Here is a 23,312-nt window from a genome sequence, read left to right as displayed (position 1 = left end):
GCGCGCCGGGCCATGCCGCGCTTTCGGATGCTTATTCCCATGTGAGCCCACCGACGGCGCGGTATTCCACTCACTTGGCGCGTGCTCGCCCTGGCAAGAAGCAGGTGGGCCGGATCCTCGCAATCGATTGTTTTCATGGAGCTTTCTCATGCATGGTCAAATCACCCCCTTCCCGGCTTACTTTCCCTCGGAGGTCAGCAGGTATTGGCCGGACAAACCCAGCCAGGAAGTCGCCATAGAGGAAGCGATATTGGTCCAAGCGCTCACCGATGACGATTTAACAGCCTTCGAATTGGTGTCGTATGAAGCCCTCGAGCGCTTCGCACACAGGAATTTCCCGGACAACCAGAATTTTCTCCATGTGGCTATCGAGTCGGGCCGTCATGCCGTGGCCTTATATGTGCTCGGAAGGTTGCCGGAGGACCTGATCAACGATCTGCTCGCATTTCCCGATAGAGAAGGGCATACCCCATTACGGCGCGCGGCTGACATGCAGAACCAGGAAATGGTGCAGGAGTTGCTCCAGCTCATGCCCGAGGCGGCAGAGGCTAAGGAAGCGCTCGCCGCGGCATTGGTGCATGCGGTCGCCAAAGGTCATCTCGATAAAGCGCAGTGGCTAACAGGGCTCGGCGCAAACTGCTTGGAGGCCTTCGTGCTGGTGGCTGCCGATCGGACGTTGAGCGTGGAGACCAGAGCCAATGTCGTGAACTATCTGCGGTCTCGGGGAGTGGATGCCACGGGCGCACTGAACTATGCGGTAGCGCAGAGGGAAGAGAGGATTCCGGCGCGAAGGCTCTCGTTATTGGGAGCGGCGGGATCCGCCACGCTTGCCACGGTGGCCGAGCGTGAGGATAAACACATGACTTTTGCGTTGGTGTGGGGCGATGTGGAAATCATTCCCGCCCTCGTGACGCTGGCGAAAAAAGGTAATGCGCAGGCTGTGGACTTGATAGTCCAACAGATGAACCTCGATCGCCAGTACGGATTCAATAAGATCGCGACTGCCGCCCTGATGAGGGTGGCGAAATTGTGCGATGCGCGGGCAGCAGGAATACTGGCGCGGGTAGCAGGGTCGGCGCATGTACAAGACGCTTATAAGCAGCTGGCGACACGGGGCCATGTCGCGGCGATACAAACATTGGTTCAGGCCGGGTGGCCGCCTTTGCCCGACATACTGAGGGAGTTTGCCGGCGCTGGCAATTTGGTAGCGGCGAGAGCTTTGGTCAGCAGTGGCATGGATGCCTCTGGCGTGCTGCAAGCGCTTTGCGGGGAGGGAGATGATGAAAGCTTCCGCGCAATAGACCTGTTGCTCATTGCTGGCGCCAAGCCCCTAGAGAAGGATAGTGAAAGTTTCGAAATTGTGATGGAAAGAAAGCGCGGGCTAATCAAGCTTGGCCAGGAGATATTGCGTCGACCGCAAAATAAGAAGCTGACGTGGTTCCTGGTCGCTTTAGCGGAAGGCGAGGTGGCGCAGGTAGCGACGATGCACCACGAGATAGACTTTGACCGCATGTTGGCCCATCTACGCAATACCCGAGATAAAGAGAGCGTGGACCGGTTGATCGGCGCGGGCGTGATCACGCCGCAACGCTATGTTCGATTACTTAACTCCAACCGTATGGGGGATGCGGCCTTCCTGGCCCGGGTGTCCCACCAATGCGCGGCACAAGCGGTTATTCAGTTGGCCAAGGAAGGGGATGCCCCCGCATGGGAACACATGCGAAAGTACCTGGGGAACTTATACGACGTTCATGGCGCGGGCTGGAGCGCCCGAAATGAGCTGGGTGTCGCCGCACGACAGGCACTGCTGGAAGTTGCCCGAGAAAATGAGCGGGGCCTGGTCCGCAGAATTCTTGACGAGTTGCCCATCGTAGGGCCCGATGCAATGCGGGATCTGCTGACCCATGAGCATGAGGATGTGGAAACGGCCGCGACGTTGCACGAGGCGGGGGTGGATATCAATCTCACCCTCATGCGAACCTACTGGGCCATTGGTCGCTTGATGGATACGACTTGGGCGCAAGAGACCGGAGACGACCTCATCATGATGGGTGCCGATCTCCGCAGCGCGTTGAACCAAGCCATCGCGGTTGGAGATACCAGGGCTCAAAGGTACTTAAGGAGCATGCACCGCTCGCTGGGTGTGCAAGAGTGATGGCGAACAACGAATAAGTTCATCCAGCGGCCGGATGCACACTCCGGCCGCGTGCCATTGAATCAGGCAAAAACCGTTGTCGCCTCGACGTTACCCAAACATTGCAGCATCTCGGTCTTGACTGCGTCGCTGATCGCGTTCTCCTCCACGAGCCGGTCTATCGTTTTCTTCGCGCTTGCGGGGTCATACTCGATCAAGCCCCTTGCCGCCGACATGTCGTTTCGCTCAGCAGCACGTTGCAGGGCGATCGTGACCTCCGCCCCGATGATTTGCAGCTCCCGACGTATCTTTCGTCGCGACACTGCCGCTTGGGTGACCGGCTGCCGCTCGGAAAATGTCAGCATGAGCGTGGTATGTATGTCGGCGCCGCATTCGATCAATCGGCCGGATGCACCATAATCGTTATGCTCTAACAGGCCCAATAATGCGGCCGAATCAGCTGCACCGAGCTGCATGAGCAACTTCACCGCGCTTTCGTCAGATTCTTGCGCAAAGTGAATAAGCGCCTCTGCCCCATCGGTGAAAACGGGAATTAACCGCGCTGCTGCAGGCATATCGTTTCGAGCAATCAGCCTCTTTAGCGCTCTGGTCACTACAGCACCTGGCTCCGTCCACTGCTCATTGCAAAGACTGGCCAGTTTGCTTGCCTCGACCAAATCTTCAGCGAGTTCCATCCGGCCCGCTGTTACCCAATCGATCAAGATTTCGGAGGCATCCAGGCCCGCCTTGATCATGTTCGCGAGGCCGGTTCTGCGGATCTGACGGTCCTCAATCGCGAGCGTGACGATCGGGTTGGCATTATGCTCGAGCAACAGGGCGATGTCCGTTACGTCTGCGCGCGTTAATGCGTCGAAGAGGCGTTCATCCCTCTGGGCGGGGGATAAACTGGCAAAGAGTTGTTGTCGCTCGATGATGGCTTGGTTGATCTGCTGTAGGCACGGCTGCTGGCCCATCCACCAAACGTCAGCGCCTGCAAGGATCAATAGCGCTATCGCACTACCCCGTTTATCTTCCGTGCGCTGTTCCTGTGGAATTTCCCTCTCGTCGTTCATGACCAGGGTTAGCATATGCTCCTCATACAGGTCGAGAAGCAAACCATCGGTGGGAATACCGGCCTGGACTGCTGTCTTGATCGCGCTAAGATGGTGTTGCCGTACGAGTGTTTTCAGCGGCTTCGGATTTAGCAAATTTGCATCCTTCAGCAGACGCAATGCCTGCTGATGGCCGTCTACGGCTAGCCAAATCCACTCTTCCTTGTACTGACCGTACCGCATTCTCTCCAGTGCCCGACAGGACACGAAATCCGCAGTCCTGAACGCCTGTCGAGTCAGCCCAGACAGGCCATCTTCGCGGTAACCCTTACGCGTATGACAGTGGTCCATCACAAAGTCCACTGCCGTAGCGTTATCACTTCGTGCGAGGCGCCGAAAGGCTGAATTGAATGACGCATCGCTATCGAGCAGCCAATTCAATGCTGTTTTATCCTTAGCCAACGCCACGAATGGCACCCATTCTGCGCCGTCGGCACCGAGCAAGTGAAGGACAGGTGCCGAGATCGGCTTCTGGGTTCCCGCTGCGAACCTAAGGGCGGCCTGAGCGTCTGCTCCCAGCGCTCTCAGGCATTGGATTGCGGCAGCCTGCTTCTGCCACGACAATTCTCCCATGGGGCCCACGGTCGTGCCGGAGCCATCGAGATACATGGGGTTTGCCGCGCGCAGATATTGGGCAATGTGCACCTGACCCATCGCGCGATTGCGAAAGCCTGTGAGCGAGGGCGGGAGCTGAAGGGCCCTCGCCAGGGCTTGCGACGCATCGGCACCCGCATCGCTCAGTCGTTTCGCGAGATCCACGTGATTATTTGCAGCGGCGTACATCAGTGCGACACTCAGCGTTTGACGGTCATACGAGGTCTTTTGGAGCAAGATATCGATGATCGGCAGATGGCCGTTAAGCGCGGCGCCCTGCAAGGCCGTGCCGAACTGACCGAGTGTGTCCACCTCGATCAATTTCCGGAAGATCTCCATATGACCTTGAGCGGCTGCGTAGACCAGCGCATGGGATACGGCTTCCCGATAATCGAAGGGGCTGGCATATTCCCTGACGTCCCTGGCGATGTCGGCCAGACCCCTGTCACGAACAGTCTCCAAATGGCTGTGAATCAACGCATTGACTATAGAGGCATGCCCATATTTCGCCGCCCAGAATAATCCCGAGCCATCGTCGTCAATCGCCCCGGCCTGGATCAGCGCCTCTACCCAACTCGGCTTATCGGGATGCCGGTCTATCGAGCGCATGAGCGGAGTATCTGCGCGGTAATCTCTGGCATTAACCAGCCTCTGAACGTCCTTTAATGTTAAGCCGTTAGCCTCACCACCTAGGCCCAGAAGAAACATTGCGATGCTGCCACTTCCGGATTCAATCGCGAGATGTAAAACATTCCTGAGATCTTCTTTGGACCGATATGTGCGGATATCGAGCGAGTGCTCATCCACATAGCTTTTGAATTTTTCTATGTCATTAGATTGGATAACCGCGGACAGCGCCTCGTCAGTATCCGCTCGTGCGGTGTTTATTTCGCCTAGCTGTGTCACTCCCTGGTTAGACGCGAGATGGGATCGGGACGGGGATTGCATGGGGAACATCACAGTTTTCCTTATCAGAAGGCCGCCAGACGGATGGATGTTGGCCTGCGGAGCCCAATAAGTACGTCCTCAAGCTCGCCCCTGACACCTCAGGTCACGGAGATCGGCTCGCATGAATTCGGAGCCGATCCTCAGGCCATGTGCGGCATCATTAATAAGAAACGAATGCGACTGTCGTTGGCGTAGGGCCATAAAAAATCGGACGCGCGGCAGCATCGTCGTATTGCTGCAGCATTACGCCTGCTATCGCTCATGGCCCTGTTAGTACTGGCTGCGCAGAACAGCCTCAGGCCAAATGATTTAACAGCGTTGTCAACGCTGCACCCGATGGGGATTCCACTTTGAGAAACTGGCTGAGGAAAGCGCCTCTTTGGCCTCCGGCAAACATCTCCAAGACGGTGCTGATATCGAGACCCGCGCTACGGAGGAATTGCAGCTTTTGATGTTTGAGGTCATCGCTCAGTGACTCGTCCCAGATGAGACGCCATAATGCCTCGGCGCCAGTCGCCATATCTTTGCGGATCAGGTTCCGGGCTGCTGAGCCGTCGCCATGCTCGACCGCCCGTAGTAGCGCTATAGGAGGCTCCGCGCCGGCAATTGCCAACGCCTTTTTGACCTCAGAATTGCGCGGCCCGAGCACACTATCATGCTCTGGACCAGAAAATGCCGACATCAACGCCATATGAACGTCGGCCCCCAAAGCAATCAACCTAGCCGCCGAATCAAAATCGCGCCGGGATAGTATATTAAGCAATACAGGTACAGGATTAATACCAAGCTGCATCAACGTTATGGCCGAACTTTCATCGTTTGCTTCGACAAAGTCAGCCAAAGCTTGTGAACCGTCGGTGAAGACATCAATGAAGACCTGGGCTGTGCGTAAATCCTTTTCCGCAATAAGCGTCTTTAATGCGGCCGTTGCCAGTGAGTCTGCCCCCTGAAGCGCGTGATGCTCAGACTTGCCTGGGCGGGTTGCCTCGATCAAACCGTTAGCGAGTTCCATAAGCCCCTGTTTTACGCAGTTGATCAGGGCTGCAGAGGGGACCATGCCAGCCTTGATCAATTTTTGGATGGCATTCTCGCGGCTTTGCGGCTCCAGCATATCCAGCGCAACGACAGGGTCTGCACCCCGCGCTAGCAATAGGGCGACCTCCGTCACGGACGCCCCCAGCAGCGCAATGTGCAAGTGCTCGTCCCGATCGTCCTTTGACAGACCGGCAATGGCGCTTTCAACCCTGCTGAGGGTCTCAAGTATGCGGTCATTGAGGTCCTTGGGTAGCGCCGATAGATCAGCACCAGCGAGCTTTAATAACGTAAACAAAGCTAAGCCGCGCCCACTCTCATCAAGGCCTGCGTCCAACGCCTCGGTGTACTCAGCCAGCAGCTCGTGCAGTAACTCGGTGATCGGGAAACCCGCCTTAATACACGTTCTTACTGCTCTGAGATCTTGGTCACGAACCAAAATATCCAGCGCTCCGGTATTCAAGAGGCTCGCATCTCTCAATATTTCAAGCGTTTGCCAATACCCCTCCTTGGCCAGTTTGTCCCAACCAAGTTGGAATTGTTGCTCATCTTCCGACCGACTCAGTACCCTTTTGACGAAAGAGTCGGCGACGGCGGCGAGTCGCATCCCCAGGGCATGCTCCTGGTCGGTTTGACCAGTATATCGGCGCCATTCGTCCAGCAGAAAATCTCTAGCCTCCACCTCGCCGGATTCCGCGAGCGCCGTGATCGCTTTCAATGGCAATACGTTTTTGCGGAACAATGCGTGCAATGAGGACGCGTCTTTATGCATCGCCGCCGCTTGCGTCGCTTCCGAAAGATTCGCGCCGAGCAAGGCCAGCATAGGTAAATCAATCGCGGACCGATACTTTATTGCGTAAGTCAGCACAGCGGGACCCAGTACACCGAGTACCTTCAAACCGCTTATGACGCAGCCGTCTATTTCGTCGTTGGTTCCGGGCGGCTGCAAGGCTACCGCCAGCGCCAGTGCAGCATCGGCACCTTTCGCGTGTAGGCACTTCACGGTATCCGCATGGCCCCTGCGGGCGGCGATTGTCAGCGCCGCGTGTAAATCCATGGGCGTGTAATTCGCCGCTCTAAGCAACCATTCGACGGCTGCTGCATGACCATCGCCCGCAGCGGTGGTTAACGCTTCGCGCAGATCCCAGCGCGTGTGGTGGTGCCTTTCCAACAACGTTTCCGCGACCGCAAAATGCCCGTTACGGATCGCCGCCTTCAGGCCGGTAGCGAGCTCGTCACGGGCATTGACCTTGAGCAATAACCGGACGATGTCCAGGTGGCCCGCCTCTGCGGCATATGCTAAAGCCTTGGGTAAGGCAGCGCTATATTCTGCGCCGTGGACATACGCGCGCACATTCGGCGCGCAAGGGCCCAGCTTCGCGTCGAGATAGTCATTCAGGTGGTTTCGTACCAGCGCCCGGACGATACCCGTGAGCCCGTTCTTGGCAGCGTGCAACAAGGCCGCTCCGTCGGCGTCGATCGCCCCTCGCATGATCAAAGCTCTTGCCCACACAGGATTACGGGATCGAAAGGAAGCCGCGTACAAGAGCGGAGTTTCGCCAGCATCATTCTTGCCATTGACCAGTGCCTGAACGGTGGAGGCAGGTAAGCCGACCTCGTCACGCGAGAAACCGGTGAGATACATCGCGATCTTCTCGCTGCCCGCAGCAACTGCACAGTGCAGGAAGTTCTCTCCCGTCTTGAACTTATGACCTTCGATGTTGATGGCATACAACGCTACGAGCTTTTTGAAGACTTCAATATCATTAGACTTGATCGCGTCCACCAAGTAGCGTTCCAGGGCGGAGCCGGTCTCTTTCACAATCGAGGGGATGGTGGCTATCGAGGCTGGAGGGTGGATCGGAGTAAGACTGGGGCCAAAAGTCAGCATCGGGAGTTCCATATTTTAGGTAGCGGGGTGAGAGCTCACGGCCGGCTGACCGTGACCTGATATCTGGCTGGCCCGTTGCGATTGGATGTCGCGATGATCGAATCACAACGGAAGGGGCTCCAGCGGAGCCTGGTCAATAGGCAGAGCCAAAATAAGTAACCCATCGATCCGCTTTGTTCCACGCTTTATGATATGAAGGTCACCTCAATCGGGACCCGCGATGCGACCAACTGCCTTCTGCGCTGCCGCCCTGCTGGGATTTGCGGCCATATTCACACCGGGTGCTCACGGCGAACCCCGCTTATTACACAGCGAGCCGTCCCAATTCGGCCAAGTCCTCGTCTTCGAAGAGAACGGCGAACGATGCCTGAATTTCAATACCATGGTCGACTTCGGACGGCAGACCTGCATGAGTCTCGACGACCCCGACGCGCTGGTGTTCAGCTACACGCGCATGATGATCAGCGCGCTGTATGTCCACCCGAGCCCGAAGAAAATTCTGATCGTGGGCTTGGGCGGCGCGACGCTACAGAAAACGCTGGCGCGACTGCTGCCCGACGCGGTGATCGACACCGTGGAAATCGACCCGGCCGTGGCAGAAGTCGCGCAGACGTATTTCGGCTATCAGCTCGGACCTCGGCAACGGCTGTTTATCGATGACGGCCGAGCATATATTGAAAAGGCGCAACGAGACGGTCAGCAGTACGACATGATCATGCTTGATGCATTCGACGTGGACTACGTTCCGCGTCACCTGATGACGCTGGAATTTCTGCAGACGGTTCGCGGGCTACTTGCCCCTCGCGGAATAGTCGTCGCGAATACGTTTACCAATAGCCAACTTTATGCCAACGAGTCCGCCACGTATGCAGCCGTATTCGGCCCTTTTTTCAACCTGAAGGAGAGCAATCGCGTCATCATCGCGGGCACGGATGCACTGCCCGACCTCGACAACGTCGCCGCCGTTGCGCGCTCGCTGCAGGCCCTGCTAAAAACATCGGGTGTCTATGAGCCGGAGGCGCTGGATCGCTTTGCGCCGCCCATGCCGGCACCGGCCGGTGCAGAGGTGCTGCGCGACGCAACGTTCACTGATGCTCAACCTGGAGAATGACGATGAAATTGGCATTACCCCTCATGCTGTCCGCGGCGCTATCCCTTCCTGCCCTGTCGGCGCCGGTCACCTACGACATCGACCCCTCGCACACCTACCCGAGCTTCGAGGCAGATCACATGGGCGGCCTGTCGACCTGGCGTGGCAAATTCAACAAGACTTCAGGTGTCATCGTGCTGGATCGCGAGGCTCGTAGCGGCACGATCGACATCACGGTGGACATCGATTCGATCGATTTTGGGCATGACGAAATGAACGCGCACGCCAAAGCACCCGACATCTTCGATGCGGCGAAGTATCCGACGGCCACATTTAAAGGACGCTTCACGGAGTTCGACGGTGACCGTCCCAAAACAGCGAAGGGCGACTTCACGCTGCGCGGCGTCACACGCCCGCTGGAGTTGGAGATCGACGACTTTAAATGCATCGACCATCCGATGGAAAAGCGCGAAGCGTGCGGGGCGGATGTGTCCGGCTCATTCAATCGCGGTGATTATGGGCTGAATTTCGCGCTGGACATGGGCTTCAAGCCCGAAGTCGAGCTTGAAATTCAAGTCGAGGCGCTGCGCCGGCCATAGCCGGCTGGCGCAGCCGTCCTGACCGTACCCCCGTGAGACGGGCTACACGTTCCCGTAGCTGAAAGGACGATCAGTGGATTTCTTCGCTGCTTCTAGCAATCGTTGCAAGCTGGCGCCGGAATGCCGTCGCGGGATCCAAGGCTGCGTCAAGGTACAGACGCATATCGCCGAGGTACTCCTGGAACGGCGGCGGATTCGGGTCCCAGGCGGCAAAGATCGCAGCCTTGTAATTGCATACCTGCGCCACTGTTGTCAGGCCCGCTGCGCATAGTACGCCCCATAAATATTATAAAGTCGGCGGGCTATGCTATGTCTCGGTGTAAACACTCGGCAAGTTAGTGTGTACGCGGATCTCGCGCCGTGCAGCGCGATGCAAAGCAGGGTCGGGAAAGTACTAGTACGAAAATACGATAAACTCCCTCACACTTCCTTTCTATACGCTGTACAAGCAAAGATTCTCATGGCTTTTCTGAAAAAAGAACCCATTCCCACGTTGCGCGCCGACGCGAACCTGACCGATCGCATCACCGATCTCCTCGTCGCGGAGATCACGGGCGGCCAGTATGCGGTGGGCGAAGTGCTGCCGCCGGAGCAGGTGATCGCTGACCGTCTCAACGTGTCGCGCACCGTGCTGCGCGAGGCGGTTTCGCGCCTGAAGGCCGAAGGCCTCGTGCAGAGCAAGCAAGGGGTGGGTCTGACCGTCATGATGACGACGCGTCCCTCGGTGCTGCGGATGGTCGCGGCCGAAGAGGGGGACACCGAACAGGTGCTGCGCATTGTCGAATTGCGCCGGGGTTTTGAAATCGAGGCGGCGACGCTGGCGGCTCAACGCCGCACCGATGAGGATCTGGCCGCGATGCGAGCCGCCCTGACCGCCATGGAGCAGGCGATCGCCGATGGCGATGTGGCCGCCGGGGTGGATGCCGATTTGGGCTTTCACCGTGCCGTCGCACTAGCCACGAAGAACGAGCACTATCTGAATTTTTTCGATTTCCTGGCCGGACTGCTGGCCGAGAATTTACGAGTTTCACGCTCCCGATCGGCGAAATTAGCCGGCCGGGCGAGCCAAGCGCAGCGCGAGCACGAGACGCTGTTCAAAGCCATCGAAGCGGGCGACCCCGAGGCCGCTCGCGATCATGCGCGCACCCACGTCGAACATACCGAGGCTCGCCTGCGTTCGACCCAGGCAGCCGAGTGGAATTAAGGCCATCCGAAGCGTGCCAGCGCGTTTCTCCTGAATATTAGTGCCGCGCTGCGGCGTATTAAGCCTTTGCAATCATCGCCCTTTCCTTCCGAGGATACCGTCATGCAAACCCCGTCCGCCGTACTCGACGTCCAACCCGATACCGTGCCCGAGTACTTGAACGCAGATCCCAAGTTATGGTGGGAAGTGCAGCAGTTCCTGCACTACGAGGCGGATCTGCTGGACAGTCGGTCGTTCGACACATGGCTGACGCTGCTGGACGAGGAGATCGTCTACCGCATGCCGCTGGCGCGTAACGTCCGCCGCGACGCCGTGGCCACCGAGTACACCCGGCCGGGCGAAACCGCATGGTTCGACGAAGGTATCGAGACCCTGCGTCAGCGCGTGGCGCAAATCAACACCGGCATTCACTGGGCGGAAGAACCTGCCTCGCGTATTTCGCATCTGGTGAGCAATGTTCGCATTATGAATGTGGACACAGAGGCCGAGGGCGGCGAACAGGTGTCGGTGCGATCGCGCTTTCTGGTTTATCAAAACCGTCTGCAAGGCGAAGTGTCGTTGTTCGTGGGCAAACGCCAGGATGTGCTGCGCCGCAGCGGCGCCGGCTGGAAGATCCTGTCTCGCGAAATCTTTCTCGACCAGAACGTGTTGCTGGCCAAAGCGTTGACCACGTTCTTCTGATCTGAATAAGTCCACAAGGGAACCACGATGTCCAGCATCCAGGTACATACCGCAATCATCGGCGCGGGCCACGCGGGCGTGGAATGTGCCTGTGCGTTGCGTAGCATGGGTATCACGGCGCCGATTGCCTTGATCAGCGACGAGTCTCACCCGCCGTACGAGCGTCCGCCCCTGTCCAAGGCGCTGCTGCACGGCGGCACGGACATCACGCGCATTATGCTGCGTAGTCCCGCCGTGTTCGAAAAGCTCGACTTGTTGCGTATCGAAGGCGATGCGGTGACGCAGCTCGACCCTGCGACCCAGACCCTACGTACGGCCTCTGGTCAGGCGATCGAATTCGAACATGCCGTGCTCGCGACGGGTGCCGTCGCGCGCGGCCTGCCGGGTCTCTCGGGTCCGGGCGTATTTTCGATTCGCAATGTCGGCGACAGCCTCGCGCTGCAAGCCGCGTTGGTGCCCGGCAGCCGCCTGCTGGTGGTGGGTGGCGGCTATCTGGGATTGGAAGCCGCCTCGACCGCCGCCAAGCTGGGCGTGGAAGTCGTCGTGCTGGAAGTGGCCGACAGCATCATGCCGGGCAAGGTTTCCGCGACCACCGCCGATCGCTTTACGCAAATGCACCGCGGCGCTGGCATCGAGCTGGTTCACGACATCGCGGTGAAATCATGGCGGTATGGTGACGGCCAATGGCACGCCAAGATGACCGATGGCCGTGTGTTCTCGGCTCCGACCGTGCTGATCGCGATTGGCGCCGCGGCCAACATCGCCGTTGCCGAGCAGGCCGGTCTGCACTGTAAAGGTGGCATTGTGGTCGACGAAAATTGCCGCAGCTCCGCACCCAATATTTACGCCATTGGCGACTGCGCGATTGCTGTGCGTCCCGAGCTGCAGCGCGCCATGCGTATCGAGAGCGTACAAAACGCCATGTCGCAAGCGCGTATCGCCGCGAGTGCGATCGCAGGCAAAGCAGCGGCGCCGACTCGCGCCCCGACCTTCTGGTCCGAGCAACAAGGCCGCCGGTTGCAAATGGCGGGCATCGTCGATCCCGATAAGCCCTGCGAGGATACCGTCGTCGAGACAGCTCGTGGCTGGGTGGTCGAACGCCATCAAGATGGCCGCCTCGTTGCCGTTGAAGCGGTGGACAGCCCGGCCGAATTCGTGCGTGCCGTCCAACGACTGAATGCGCCGCAAGCCGTCGCGGCCTGAATGGCTTAGTGAATTTTCTACCCTCGTTTTTGAGCAGGAAGCATCATGCCCGTAGCGATATTTGAATTGCCGGATGGCACCGAGCACACCGCCGACGTGCCGGAGGATTGGTCCCTGATGGAGGCAGCGCGTCGCGATGGTCTCGAAGGCATCGTCGCGGAATGCGGCGGCGGCGCCATCTGCGGGACCTGTCATGTGCATGTGGGCGAACAATGGTTCGATCAAATCGAGCCTGCCAGCCCGACCGAAGACGCCCTGCTGGAAGTCGTGCCCGAACGCTCGCCGACCAGCCGTCTGTCCTGTCAGGTCATCATGACGCCCGCGCTGGATGGCATACGGGTACGCGTGCCCGCAGAACAATTGTCGATGTAAGGCTCGGACTTGACGGGTCCGTATAGGGAGTCCACACATGGCTGATTGGAAAACCGTAAACCTTGTCGAGCTCGACACCGGCGACAAAGTGCGCATGGCCGATGGTGCCATCGCCGAGGTCGTCGAAAACCCCCAGGATGGCTTCTGGGTAATCGTGCGCTATCTCGAGCACCCCAGCGACCCGAGCGCCGTCAATGGCGAGGAAGTCCAAGTGTTCGCCACCGATATCGAGAGCGTGCAGGGCTGATCGCACTGCTCTCCCCTTCTTTTCCTCTGGAGTTGTTTTCATGACCAAGAAACCCTGCATCATTGTCAGCGCACCGGTCCCCGCGGATCTGCGCCAGTTGCTCGAAGCCTCCTGCGATACGGTGGATGTACCCATGGGCAAGAGCCCGCTGGAAGTTCTGCCGCAAGAACAATGGAGCCAGATCGACGGCATGGTCTGCACGGTGAAAACGCGCGTCGATGCCGCCCTGCTCGATGCCATGCCGGCGTTGAAAGTGGTGTCGAACTTCGCGGTCGGTTTCGACAACGTAGACATGAATGCGGCCAACGAGCGCAAGGTGCTGGTCTGCAACACCCCTGGTGTATTGGATGGCGCCGTGGCCGATCTGACCATTGGTCTGATGCTGTGCGTGGCGCGTAACCTCGTTGCCGGCGACGCGTTCGTGCGTTCGGGTGCCTGGACCAAGGGTGCCTTCCCCCTGGCCACGGACATTCGCGGCAAAACCCTGGGTCTGCTGGGCATGGGTCGCATTGGCCGTGTCGTGGCGCGCACCGCCCGTGCGTTCGACATGGACGTGATTTATCACAACCGCCGCCAGGACACCGAGGCCGAAGCCGAAGGAATCGCCCGCTATGTGTCGCGCGATGAGTTGTTTGCGCAATCGGACGTGCTGAGCGTGCACATTCCCCTGGCCCCCGAAACGCGCAAAAGCATCGGCGCGCGCGAGTTCGGCATGATGAAGAAGACCGCGATCTTCCTGAACACCGCACGCGGCGCCGTGGTGGATGAAGACGCGCTGATCGACGCACTCAAGAATGGCGTCATCGCGGGCGCGGGATTGGACGTGATGACGACCGAACCGCTGCCGGCCGACAGCCCGCTCACCCAGTTGCCAAACGTCGTACTGCAGGCGCATATCGGCAGCGCCACGGTGGAAACTCGCCGCGCGATGATCGACCTCGCGGTCCACAACCTGGTCAACGCCATGACTGGCAATCAGCCCAAGGCCATGGTCAACGCCGAGGCTTGGCCGCTAGCGCGGGAAGCGCAGCCGGCTTAACGCCGCGCCAAACGCGCTCCGCCGGGGGACGGAGCGCGCAGTGCATTGGATGACATCGGTACTTCCCCCAATGTATCTCAAAACTTTGTACTATTATCGTACTGATGTTCGGGCCACTCTCGGAATCGAGTTGCGCCCGCAGTACGGATGGCCCTCCAAGGCCCCCATTGCATCGTGTCGGGAACCCCATGTCTGTCTGTAGCATCGATACCCTGGTCCGCGCCGATGAAGGAATGGTTAGCCGTTCCATCTTCGTTGACGACGACATCTTCAAGCGCGAAATGGAGCAGATCTTTTCGCGTGCCTGGCTTTTTGTAGGACACGAGAGTCTGGTGCCCAAGCCGGACGATTATTTCGTCTCGCGCATGGGCAGCGAATCGGTGATCCTCACGCGCGATCGTCAGGGCCGCATTCAGGTGATGCTCAATAGCTGCGCGCATCGTGGCATGAAGCTGTGCCGCTATGACCATGGCAACAATCGCACGTTCACCTGCCCCTACCACGGCTGGAGCTTTTCGACCGACGGAAAGCTGGTCGAACGTCCTGGCGAACTGGTGGGTGTGCCAGGCCATGCGACGCATTACAAAGGCGAACTGGACAAGAAAGCCTGGGGCCTGAAAACGGTGGCGCAGGTATGCAATTACAAGGGTGCGATCTTTGCCACGTGGGACCCGAACGCGCCACCGTTCGAGGAATACCTCGGCGGTATGCGTCTGTACCTCGATGCCGCCTTGGATCATCGCGATGGCAGCCCCGGCGGCTCCGTCGTCATCGGCGGCGTGCAGAAATGGCGCGTGAACTGCAACTGGAAGTTCGCTCCCGAGAACTTCATCGGCGATCTCTATCACGATATCAGCCATCGGTCGGTCGATCTCGTGGGCATTGGGCCTAGCGGCGGTAAAGGGCGCCGTGACCCGTCGGTGACGCGTTCGGCCATCTGCTTTCCCGAACTCGGCCATGGTCTGCTAGGACGCTTGCCCTATTACGAAGAGCCTCCGTATGTGGCCACGTACGCGCGTTACCCCGAGGTCGAAGCCTATTACCGGGAAGTGCACGAAAAGCGCGTCCGTACCCTGGGCTCGCAAATGCGCGTGCAACTGAGCGTGGGCACGATTTTCCCCAATATGTCGTTCCATGGACGTCAGCCTCGCACGCTGGCGGTGTTCCATCCGATCAGCCCCACTGAGATGGAAATGTGGCGCATGTATCTGGTGGACGAAGACGCGCCCGAGGCCGTCAAGGACGCCGCGCGCCATTATTTCCTGCGCTATTCCGGCCCTGGCGGCATGACCGAGTCCGACGATATGGAAAACTGGACCGGGGCCACCGAAGCCTGCATGGGCACCGAATCGCGCAAACTGTATTTCAACTATCAAATGGGTGTGGGTCATGCCCGCCCCGTACCAGAATTGCAAGGTGGCGTGGAAAACGGTGAGTACACCGAAGAGAACGCGCGCGCCTATTACCGGCGCTGGGCTCAGTTCATGAATGGCTTGAGCTGGGATGCGCTGATGCCGCAGGGACGCTAATACCACTACCGGATAGATCCGTTTGAAACGGGGCGCATTGCGCCCCCGTTATACCTGGAGTCCACTCATGAAACGTCGTGCCTTTCTCGGGGCAGTCGGCGCGGGCCTGTGCGCGCTCGCCGTTCATTCCCCCGCCGCCTTCGCAGCCGATGCCGCTTGGCCGGATAAGCCTATCCGTCTCATCGTGCCGTACCCACCGGGCGGCGTGACCGATCTGGCTGGGCGTCTGGTCGGCGAAATCATTACCAAGAAGTTTGGCCAGCCGGTCGTGGTCGAAAACCGTCCCGGCGCCAATGGCCTGATCGGCAGCCAGGCCGTCGCGCGTGCGCCTGCCGATGGCTATACCCTGCTACTCAACGGTCTGGGGGGTATTGTCCTGCCGCCGGCGACGCTGAAAGGCTACCCCATCGACTATACGACCGCGCTCACGCCCATCGCGCAGATGGCGGAGTTCGTTAACGTATTAGTCGTCGGCGCGAATTCGGACATCCGCAGCGTCGACGACCTGCTCGCCCGCGCACGCGCCAATGGTGACAAGGGTTTGAGCTATGGCTCGAACGGAACCGGTGCATCGGCTCACATGACGACTGAGTTCTTCTGCATGCGCACCGATATCAAGTGCCTGCATGCCGCCTATAAAGGCAGTGGAGAGCTGTTGATCGACGTGGCCAACGGCAACCTGGACTTTTCATTCAGCAACCTGCCGCCTGTGGTGCCCCTGATCAAGAAAGGCGTCGTTCGGCCCATCGCCGTGACGAGCCCCTATCGTAGCCGCGAGCTGCCCGATGTCCCGACGTTGCAAGAGCTCGGCCTGCAAGATTTCGCGGTCACCAGCTGGCTGGGCGTTTATGGCCCCGCTGGCATGAACCCCGAGATCGTGCAGCGTCTGTCGCAAGCCATTGTGCAAGGTGTCAGCGAAGCCGGACCGATGAATACGCTCGTGAGCGCGGGCTTCGAACCCAAGCCGGCATCCATGGCGGATTTCGCCAAGCTTAACCGCGCCGAGCTCGAACGCTGGAGCAAGGTTGCGCGCGATGCCGGCGTCTCGCTGAACTTCGGATCATGACCGGTACCCCGACAAGCTCGCAAGCCGGGAGCGCCGCCGCGCAAAACGGGGCGCAATGGTTGCTGCGTTCGGCAGCGGCTTCCGGGTTGCGCGTGTGCTTCGCCAACCCCGGCACCACGGAGCTCCCCTTCGTGGCCGCCTTGGATGCCGTGCCCGAAGTCCGGCCCATTCTGAGCGTGTTCGAAGGCGTATGTTCAGGTGCCGCTGACGGCTATTTCCGTATCTCCGGCACGCCGGCAATGACCTTGACTCACCTCGGTCCCGGGTTTGCCAATGCCATTGCCAACCTGCACAACGCCAGACGCGCGCGCTCGCGCATCCTGAACGTGATCGGCGAGCATATGTCCTGGCACGTGCAGGCGGACCCGCCGTTGAACTCGGACATCGAATCGCTGGCGCGGCCCGTGTCCGCCGGCGTCTGGCGTGGCAACAGCATGGCCGGTCTGCAGGACGCGACACAAGCATCACTGCGTGAAGTCCTGACGCCGGGTGGCGGCATCGCTAGCCTGGTGCTGCCCATGGATATGCAGCAAGGCGATGCGCCGTTCGAGCCGTTGCGCGTACTCGCCGAGCCACGCGATGCGGGGTATGACGCCGCCGCCCTGGACACCCTGGCCTTCGCGATCCGCGAGGGCAAGCGAGTCCTGATGTTCCTGGGCGCCAGCGCCATGACGGAAACCGCGCTGACCCAGGCCGCGCGATTCACGACGCTGTCCAACGTCGAGCTGATTGGTGAGACTTTCCCGGCGCGCAGTGAACATGGCGGCGGGTTGCCTGCCATCAGGCGGTTTTCCTACCTCGCGGAACAGGGGCACCCGTACCTGCTGCAGTTCGATCGCGTAGCGCTGGTGGATGCCTTGCAGCCCGTGGCGTTCTTTGGCGCGGAGGGATACCCCAGCCGATTGGGCGATCCCGCGCGCATGATCGCCGTGTCGGAACCCAACCAAGGCGGCGCGCAAGCCTTGGAGCAGTTAGCCGACAGCCTGGGGCTCGCACCGGCTCGCTTACCCACACCCGAGCCGGTGATCGATGCAAATCTGGGGGAGTCGCTGACCGCAGAAACTGCGGCGCAGATTATCGCGGCCCACTTGCCCGAACACGCCATCGTATCCGTCGAAGGTGGCACGCTGGGCTTTCCCTTCAACGCCTTGGCTAGTCGCGCCGCGCGTCACAGCACGATCGTCATGACGGGCGGCGCGATCGGGCAAGGCTTGCCTGCGGCTTTCGGTGCCTCCGTCGCCGCCCCAGAGCGCAAAGTGGTGGCGCTGCAATCGGATGGCAGCGCTCTATATACGGCTCAGGCACTATGGTCGATGGCGCGCGAAGGGTCCAATGTAGTGGTCGTGATCGCGGCGAACCGGCGCTATCAGATCCTGCAAAACGAGATGAAGCGAACCGGCCATCATCTGCAGCGCTCGGATGTGCAATCGCTGTTGGACCTGTCTAATCCGGCCGTGGACTGGGTATCATTGTCACGCTCACTGGGTGTGCCTGCAGCGCAGGCAACGACAACCAGCGAGCTGCGTCGCCTTTACCTGGCAGCACTGGCTCAGCAAGCGCCTTTTTTGATCGAGGCTGTACTTCCCTGAATACCAGCGCGATCCGAGGCCATGCTGCCGGCAGGTTAGCCCCTGTCCGGCAGCCTCGTTTCTGAGCTGCCGTTTTCGTCAAACTTTCCCTGTTTTCTTGGTTACGACATCATGCATGAGAATTTTATTGGCGGCCGCTGGGTAGGCGGCGCCACGCATCGCGACAACATCAACCCTTCCGACTTGTCTGACGTGGTCGGTCAATACGCGCAAGCCGACGCCACGCAAACGGCCGAAGCCATCGCCGCCGCGCGCGACGCCGCCCACACTTGGGCGCATACCACCGGCCAACGCAAATTCGACGCGCTCGATGCGATTGGCAGCGAGATCCTCGCGCGTAAAGAAGAGCTCGCGACGCTGCTGGCGCGTGAAGAAGGTAAAACCCTGGCTGATGCTCGCGGCGAGGTGGATCGCGCGGCCGGGATTTTCAAGTTCTTCGCTGGCGAAGCCGTGCGCGTGCCGGGTCAACTACTTCCCGCCAACCGTGCGGGCATTGTTCCCGAGATCACCCGTGAACCGGTCGGCGTGGTCGGCATCATCGCACCGTGGAACTTCCCCATCGCCATCCCGGCGTGGAAAATCGCGCCCGCGCTGGCCTATGGCAATGCCGTGGTGTTCAAGCCCGCCGATCTCGTACCAGGCAGTGCCTGGGCGCTGGCTGAGATCATCAGCCGCGCCGGCCTGCCGGAAGGTACGTTCAACCTCGTGATGGGCCGTGGCTCTGTCGTCGGTCAGGCGATGCTGCAAGACCGCCGCGTCGATGCGATCAGCTTTACCGGGTCTGTCGGCACCGGCCGTCGCGTCGCCGAAGCCGCAATCGGCCGCCTGGCGAAAGTGCAGATGGAAATGGGCGGCAAGAACCCGCTGGTGATTCTGGACGACGCCGACCTGGACGTGGCCGTGGAATGCGCGGTCAACGGCGCCTACTTCCAAACCGGGCAGCGCTGCACCGCGTCGAGCCGTCTGATCGTTCAGCGCGGCATCTATCCGCGTTTCGTCGAAGCCGTCAAAAAGCGCCTGGAAGGCCTCAAGATCGGCCATGCCTTGCAAGCCGGCACCGATATCGGCCCTGTCGTGGACGCAGAACAGCTCGCGCAAAACGAACGCTATGTCCAAATCGGTAAAGAAGAAGGCGCGGTACTGGCCTATGGCGGCGATCGCGTGAAGGCCGACACGGAAGGCTTCTTCATGCGCCCCGCCTTGTTCGTCGATTGCGACAATGCTCAACGCATCTGCCGCGAGGAAATCTTTGGCCCGGTCGCCGCCGTCATTCCCGTGGCCACGTACGAAGAAGCCCTGGAAGTCGCCAACGATACCGAGTTCGGCCTGTCCTCAGGCATCTGCACGACCTCGCTCAAGCACGCCGCGCACTTCAAGCGTGAATCGCAAGCAGGCATGGTGATGATCAATTGCCCGACCGCGGGCGTTGACTATCACGCGCCGTTTGGCGGTCGCAAGGGCTCCAGCTATGGCCCGCGCGAGCAAGGCCAGTATGCGCTGGAGTTCTACACCACGGTCAAGACGACGTATACCGCCGCCTGATCGGCTTTAGCTCTTACCGCCGTACTCCACGACGATGTTTGCGGCCTGGGCGACCGTCGCCCAGCGCTGCAACTCGCTGGCGGTAAAGGCCTGGAACGCCTGGGCATCGCGCAGCTTGGGCTCCAGCCCCGCGGCAATGAGCTTGTTTTGTTGCTCCGGGGTCGACATCCCTTCCACGATATCGCGCGATAGCTGCGCGACGATAGCGGGATCGACTTTGGACGGCACGTACATGCCGAGCCAGCTCGTCACATCGAAGTCGGACATGCCTTGTTCCTGCATCGTCGGCACATCGGGCAGCTGACGCACGCGATAGGAACTCGTCACCGCCAGGGCCTTGAGTTTGCCCGCGCGTACCATCGCCAACGTGGGCGGCAGGTTCATGAAGCAGAGATCGAGGTCGCCCATGGAAGTACCCACCAAGGCCTCGCTTGCGCCTTTATACGGCACATGATCGAGCGGCAATTTCGCCTGAATAGCGAAGAGCTCCGAGGTCATTTGCGATGAGCTGCCGACACCATTACTGCCGTACAAGGCCTTATTGGGGCGGTTTTTCAAGTAGGCGATGAGCTCCTGCACGTTATTGGCGGGATGATCGGGACGCACGACGAGTACATTGACAAACTCCGCCACTTGCGCGACAGGCAGCAAGGCCTTTGGGATGTCGATTGGCAGACCACGCAACGTGACCGGCGGCAGCACGTTATGTCCCAAGCCGCCCGTCGTAATCGTGTAGCCGTCCGGGGTTGCTGCGGCGGCGGCCGTCATACCGATGACGCCGCCCGCACCCGGCTTGTTTTCAATGACGATGCTTTGCCCATAGCGCGCAGCGAGCAAGTCTCCGACCAGCCGCCCGGCGACGTCGGTCGCGCTACCCGGCGTGGAAGACACGATGATCTTTATCGCACGATTGGGATAGGGAGCGGCGGACTGGCTCCATGCCGGCCGTGCTACGGCCAGCGCCGCCGTGGATCCAAAGAGCTTTAGTGCACTGCGTCGTTTCATTGTTGTTCCCCTGTTTCACGTTGTAGGTGTATCTCGTTTGTATGATTAACCTACGAATAAGATATGCCCACAAATTCGACGCCAACACTGTGGGAAACCCTGAGGGGGACGGGCTGATCCGTGGCTTGGTCTTTCGCGAGACGAAAGCTGGTCTTCGCAATTGGTAAATACGGCGCGCGTGTCGGCTGGTGCGAGAATGCCCTACACAAAACAACTAGGAGACAACAGTGCGCACTTGGACCTCTCAAGTGCGGGCGGCTCTGCTCGCTTGCACACTATCACTGGTTGGTCACGCCGCGGCGGCACAGTTCCCCTCTGGCCTCGTCACCATCGTCGTGGGTTTTCCGCCTGGCACCTCCACGGATTCCGTTGCTCGAATTATTGGAGAAAAGCTCAGCGCAAAGTGGAAACAGCCCGTCATCGTCGAGAACAAACCCGGCGTAGGCGGCAGTCTGGCGCCCGCCCAAGTCAAGCGTGCTAAACCCGACGGACACACCTTGGTGTTGACGGCCACCGCGCCGATGAACATCAATCCTTTTGTGTATGCCGACCTCAATTACGACCCATTGACGGACTTCGAGTACATAGGCCAAACAACCTGGTTGCCATATCTATTGGTGACCAACAAGCAAAAAGGTCTCGACTCCTTTGATAAGCTCGTCAGTTACGCGAAAAACCATCCGGGCAGTCTCACCTTTGCCAGTATCGGTTTGGGCACGACAAGTCATCTGCTCATGGAAATGCTGATGAAAAAGACCGGCACGTCCATGGTTCACGTTCCCTATAAGGGCAGCAGTCAGGCCCAGACAGACGTCATCGGCGGCAATGTGGATCTGACGTTCGACACCCTCGTGTCCACGGCGCCGCATGTCAAAGAGGGGCGTTTAAATGCCATCGCGGTGAGTACCGATCAGCGCGCCAAACTCGCGCCTGAGATACCCACCATCCAAGAGTCGGGTGTCCCGGACTTTAATGCCGGTGCGTGGCTGGGATTTTTCGCGCCCAAAGGCACGCCGGCCGCGGTGCTGGACCAGATTCACGCGGACCTGAACCTCACGCTGGACGACCCCGCAGTCCGCGCGAAGCTCCAGGCATTAGGCTCCGAAGTCGTCACCAGTCCTTCGCGCGCGGCGTTTCAGAAAATGGTGGAAGACAACTACCAACTGTGGGGCGATACGGCCAAGGCCGTAGGCGTGGCAAAAAAGTAGGCCTCCTGGGAGTCGTTACTGATGAATGCTCTGACAATGAACGTGCGTAGTGTCGTATCCGAGGCAGAGTGGGACGCGCGCGTGAATCTCGCGGCGTGTTATCGCCTCATGCCGATGTTCGGCATGAGCGACTTGGTCTACAACCACATCACCGCCCGCGTGCCGGGTGGCGAGGATCGGCTGTTAATCAACCCCTACGGATACATGTACGAGGAGATTACGGCTTCCAGCCTGATCACGATCAATCTCGCGGGAGACGTACTGCTCAATCCCCACGAGCAATATACGATGAACTTGGCTGGCTATGTCATACACAGCGCCGTGCATGCCGCGCGCGCGGATGTGGAATGTGTGATCCACACCCATTCGCGCGCGGGCATGGCGGTCTCCGCATTGAAGTGCGGATTGCTACCCTTGACGCAGACAGCGATGCGCTTTGGCTCGATTGCTTACCACGAGTACGAGGGCCCCGCCATCGACACCGAGGAACGCGGCCGCTTGATCCACGATCTCGGCGACAGCGATGCGATGATCTTGCGCAATCACGGCTTGTTGGTGGCATGCTCGGATATTCCGCAGGCTTTCAACACCATGTATTGGTTGGAAATGGCCTGCCGCGCCCAGGTCGATGCGATGGCTTGCAATACCGATCTGCACTTCCCTAAGGAAGAAGTGATCAAAAAAACGGCTTACCTCTATCACCCGGAAACCAGGCGGCCATACGGCGTCATGGAATGGCCCGCGATGCTGCGCTTACTCGATCGACGCGATCGCTCGTATCGCGAGTGAGCTACCCCGGTGCGCGCTCCGGGGCCTATTGATGTGCCTATTCGATTGGTGCGCCTATTCTTTCGTCAACACATAGCTGTCCGCTAACGGCCCAGTGATCCGGGAGCCGTCTGTCGCCAAGCGAATCAGCCGATTCTCGGCGACGAAATACTGTACGGGCTCGCGCTGGCCGAGCGTGACGGTGTTGCCCGATGTGTTCCAACTGAATCGGCCCTGTTCTTCTGTCACGGAATTGCGTTTGCCAAGATACCGGGTAGCCGTCTGGTACGATCCGTCGTCCTCGAGCGTGACGACGGTGTCTATGCCTTCGCAGTCGGCGCAAGGCAGAACGCCCCGATAGGTTCCGGCCCAGTCCAGGGCGGTGCGTGCATTATGCTCGGCGTCAAAGGCGGCGCCGGTCTGCGGGACAGGTGCGCATGCGGACAATATAGCGGTCAT

The 23,312-nt window shown here is 59.7% G+C and carries 19 protein-coding genes; 15 read left to right on the top strand and 4 right to left on the bottom strand.

What is annotated here, in order from left to right; genetic code table 11:
* Nucleotides 1-148: 148 nt before the first annotated feature.
* Complete coding sequence (locus GOQ28_RS01275) at nt 149-2,155, top strand: hypothetical protein (RefSeq protein ID WP_160355117.1); 2,007 nt, start codon at nt 149-151, stop codon at nt 2,153-2,155.
* Nucleotides 2,156-2,217: 62 nt separating this feature from the next.
* On the opposite strand, the gene GOQ28_RS01270 is transcribed toward GOQ28_RS01275, so the two are convergent.
* Both GOQ28_RS01270 and GOQ28_RS01265 read right to left on the bottom strand, forming a co-directional pair.
* Nucleotides 2,218-4,797, bottom strand: a complete 2,580-nt coding sequence (locus GOQ28_RS01270; RefSeq protein ID WP_160355116.1) for an ankyrin repeat domain-containing protein — start codon at nt 4,795-4,797, stop codon at nt 2,218-2,220.
* Between the two features lie 286 nt (nt 4,798-5,083).
* Nucleotides 5,084-7,711, bottom strand: coding sequence for an ankyrin repeat domain-containing protein (locus GOQ28_RS01265; RefSeq protein ID WP_160355115.1), 2,628 nt, complete (start codon nt 7,709-7,711; stop codon nt 5,084-5,086).
* Between the two features lie 220 nt (nt 7,712-7,931).
* On the opposite strand from GOQ28_RS01265, the gene GOQ28_RS01260 reads away from it, so the two are divergent.
* From GOQ28_RS01260 to GOQ28_RS01205, 12 genes are all read left to right on the top strand, one after another.
* Nucleotides 7,932-8,822: a spermidine synthase gene (locus GOQ28_RS01260; RefSeq protein ID WP_160355114.1), complete on the top strand. Its 891-nt coding sequence runs from the start codon at nt 7,932-7,934 to the stop codon at nt 8,820-8,822.
* A gap of 2 nt (nt 8,823-8,824) precedes the next feature.
* Nucleotides 8,825-9,400 (top strand): YceI family protein, encoded by a 576-nt coding sequence (locus GOQ28_RS01255; RefSeq protein WP_202109588.1) that lies wholly within the window; start codon nt 8,825-8,827, stop codon nt 9,398-9,400.
* 460 nt (nt 9,401-9,860) lie between these two features.
* Nucleotides 9,861-10,604, top strand: coding sequence for a FadR/GntR family transcriptional regulator (locus GOQ28_RS01250; RefSeq protein ID WP_202109587.1), 744 nt, complete (start codon nt 9,861-9,863; stop codon nt 10,602-10,604).
* Nucleotides 10,605-10,706: 102 nt separating this feature from the next.
* Entirely contained in the window at nt 10,707-11,285 is a 579-nt protein-coding gene (locus GOQ28_RS01245; protein WP_160355112.1) for a 3-phenylpropionate/cinnamic acid dioxygenase subunit beta, read from the top strand.
* Between the two features lie 27 nt (nt 11,286-11,312).
* Entirely contained in the window at nt 11,313-12,488 is a 1,176-nt protein-coding gene (locus GOQ28_RS01240) for an NAD(P)/FAD-dependent oxidoreductase (RefSeq protein ID WP_160355111.1), read from the top strand.
* A gap of 45 nt (nt 12,489-12,533) precedes the next feature.
* Nucleotides 12,534-12,860 (top strand): 2Fe-2S iron-sulfur cluster-binding protein, encoded by a 327-nt coding sequence (locus tag GOQ28_RS01235; protein ID WP_160348391.1) that lies wholly within the window; start codon nt 12,534-12,536, stop codon nt 12,858-12,860.
* A gap of 37 nt (nt 12,861-12,897) precedes the next feature.
* Nucleotides 12,898-13,107, top strand: a complete 210-nt coding sequence (locus GOQ28_RS01230) for a hypothetical protein (RefSeq protein ID WP_160348392.1) — start codon at nt 12,898-12,900, stop codon at nt 13,105-13,107.
* A 40-nt stretch (nt 13,108-13,147) separates the two neighbouring features.
* Nucleotides 13,148-14,146, top strand: a complete 999-nt coding sequence (locus GOQ28_RS01225; protein WP_160355110.1) for a 2-hydroxyacid dehydrogenase — start codon at nt 13,148-13,150, stop codon at nt 14,144-14,146.
* A gap of 188 nt (nt 14,147-14,334) precedes the next feature.
* Nucleotides 14,335-15,675, top strand: a complete 1,341-nt coding sequence (locus GOQ28_RS01220) for an aromatic ring-hydroxylating oxygenase subunit alpha (RefSeq protein WP_160355109.1) — start codon at nt 14,335-14,337, stop codon at nt 15,673-15,675.
* Nucleotides 15,676-15,742: 67 nt separating this feature from the next.
* Nucleotides 15,743-16,741 (top strand): Bug family tripartite tricarboxylate transporter substrate binding protein, encoded by a 999-nt coding sequence (locus tag GOQ28_RS01215; RefSeq protein ID WP_160355108.1) that lies wholly within the window; start codon nt 15,743-15,745, stop codon nt 16,739-16,741.
* Nucleotides 16,738-18,330, top strand: coding sequence for an acetolactate synthase large subunit (locus GOQ28_RS01210; protein ID WP_160355107.1), 1,593 nt, complete (start codon nt 16,738-16,740; stop codon nt 18,328-18,330). Before GOQ28_RS01215 ends, GOQ28_RS01210 begins: the two co-directional genes overlap by 4 nt.
* A 111-nt stretch (nt 18,331-18,441) precedes the next feature.
* A complete protein-coding gene (locus GOQ28_RS01205; RefSeq protein ID WP_160355106.1) occupies nt 18,442-19,872 on the top strand; it encodes an aldehyde dehydrogenase family protein in 1,431 nt (476 codons plus the stop codon).
* A 6-nt stretch (nt 19,873-19,878) separates the two neighbouring features.
* On the opposite strand, the gene GOQ28_RS01200 is transcribed toward GOQ28_RS01205, so the two are convergent.
* On the bottom strand, nt 19,879-20,877 hold the full coding sequence (locus GOQ28_RS01200) for a Bug family tripartite tricarboxylate transporter substrate binding protein (protein ID WP_160355105.1): 999 nt from the start codon (nt 20,875-20,877) through the stop codon (nt 19,879-19,881).
* A gap of 227 nt (nt 20,878-21,104) precedes the next feature.
* On the opposite strand from GOQ28_RS01200, the gene GOQ28_RS01195 reads away from it, so the two are divergent.
* Together GOQ28_RS01195 and GOQ28_RS01190 are read left to right on the top strand one after the other, a co-directional pair.
* A complete protein-coding gene (locus GOQ28_RS01195; protein ID WP_336603715.1) occupies nt 21,105-22,085 on the top strand; it encodes a Bug family tripartite tricarboxylate transporter substrate binding protein in 981 nt (326 codons plus the stop codon).
* 21 nt (nt 22,086-22,106) lie between these two features.
* Nucleotides 22,107-22,874, top strand: a complete 768-nt coding sequence (locus GOQ28_RS01190; protein ID WP_160355104.1) for a class II aldolase/adducin family protein — start codon at nt 22,107-22,109, stop codon at nt 22,872-22,874.
* Between the two features lie 54 nt (nt 22,875-22,928).
* Here GOQ28_RS01190 and GOQ28_RS01185 read toward each other — a convergent pair whose 3' ends face one another.
* The gene (locus tag GOQ28_RS01185) at nt 22,929-23,312 is read right to left on the bottom strand and encodes a copper resistance protein NlpE (RefSeq protein WP_202109586.1); all 384 of its coding nucleotides are present in this window, start codon (nt 23,310-23,312) and stop codon (nt 22,929-22,931) included.

This window comes from Bordetella sp. 02P26C-1, from assembly GCF_009763255.1.
In the GTDB taxonomy this organism is placed as follows: Bacteria; Pseudomonadota; Gammaproteobacteria; order Burkholderiales; family Burkholderiaceae_B; genus Bordetella_A.
The sequence above is the reverse complement of the archived record's forward strand: the minus strand, read 5'-3'. Positions and strand labels throughout refer to the sequence as shown.

Bases quoted from the DNA above. Each gene is read 5' to 3' on its own strand.
- GOQ28_RS01255 (WP_202109588.1), top strand. From the start codon at position 8,825: ATGAAATTGGCATTACCCCTCATGCTGTCCGCGGCGCTATCCCTTCCT.
- GOQ28_RS01235 (WP_160348391.1), top strand. From the start codon at position 12,534: ATGCCCGTAGCGATATTTGAATTGCCGGATGGCACCGAGCACACCGCC.
- GOQ28_RS01230 (WP_160348392.1), top strand. From the start codon at position 12,898: ATGGCTGATTGGAAAACCGTAAACCTTGTCGAGCTCGACACCGGCGAC.
- GOQ28_RS01240 (WP_160355111.1), top strand. From the start codon at position 11,313: ATGTCCAGCATCCAGGTACATACCGCAATCATCGGCGCGGGCCACGCG.
- GOQ28_RS01205 (WP_160355106.1), top strand. From the start codon at position 18,442: ATGCATGAGAATTTTATTGGCGGCCGCTGGGTAGGCGGCGCCACGCAT.
- GOQ28_RS01220 (WP_160355109.1), top strand. From the start codon at position 14,335: ATGTCTGTCTGTAGCATCGATACCCTGGTCCGCGCCGATGAAGGAATG.
- GOQ28_RS01225 (WP_160355110.1), top strand. From the start codon at position 13,148: ATGACCAAGAAACCCTGCATCATTGTCAGCGCACCGGTCCCCGCGGAT.
- GOQ28_RS01185 (WP_202109586.1), bottom strand. From the start codon at position 23,312: ATGACCGCTATATTGTCCGCATGCGCACCTGTCCCGCAGACCGGCGCC.
- GOQ28_RS01210 (WP_160355107.1), top strand. From the start codon at position 16,738: ATGACCGGTACCCCGACAAGCTCGCAAGCCGGGAGCGCCGCCGCGCAA.
- GOQ28_RS01275 (WP_160355117.1), top strand. From the start codon at position 149: ATGCATGGTCAAATCACCCCCTTCCCGGCTTACTTTCCCTCGGAGGTC.
- GOQ28_RS01200 (WP_160355105.1), bottom strand. From the start codon at position 20,877: ATGAAACGACGCAGTGCACTAAAGCTCTTTGGATCCACGGCGGCGCTG.
- GOQ28_RS01245 (WP_160355112.1), top strand. From the start codon at position 10,707: ATGCAAACCCCGTCCGCCGTACTCGACGTCCAACCCGATACCGTGCCC.
- GOQ28_RS01190 (WP_160355104.1), top strand. From the start codon at position 22,107: ATGAATGCTCTGACAATGAACGTGCGTAGTGTCGTATCCGAGGCAGAG.
- GOQ28_RS01215 (WP_160355108.1), top strand. From the start codon at position 15,743: ATGAAACGTCGTGCCTTTCTCGGGGCAGTCGGCGCGGGCCTGTGCGCG.
- GOQ28_RS01250 (WP_202109587.1), top strand. From the start codon at position 9,861: ATGGCTTTTCTGAAAAAAGAACCCATTCCCACGTTGCGCGCCGACGCG.
- GOQ28_RS01270 (WP_160355116.1), bottom strand. From the start codon at position 4,797: ATGTTCCCCATGCAATCCCCGTCCCGATCCCATCTCGCGTCTAACCAG.
- GOQ28_RS01265 (WP_160355115.1), bottom strand. From the start codon at position 7,711: ATGCTGACTTTTGGCCCCAGTCTTACTCCGATCCACCCTCCAGCCTCG.
- GOQ28_RS01260 (WP_160355114.1), top strand. From the start codon at position 7,932: ATGCGACCAACTGCCTTCTGCGCTGCCGCCCTGCTGGGATTTGCGGCC.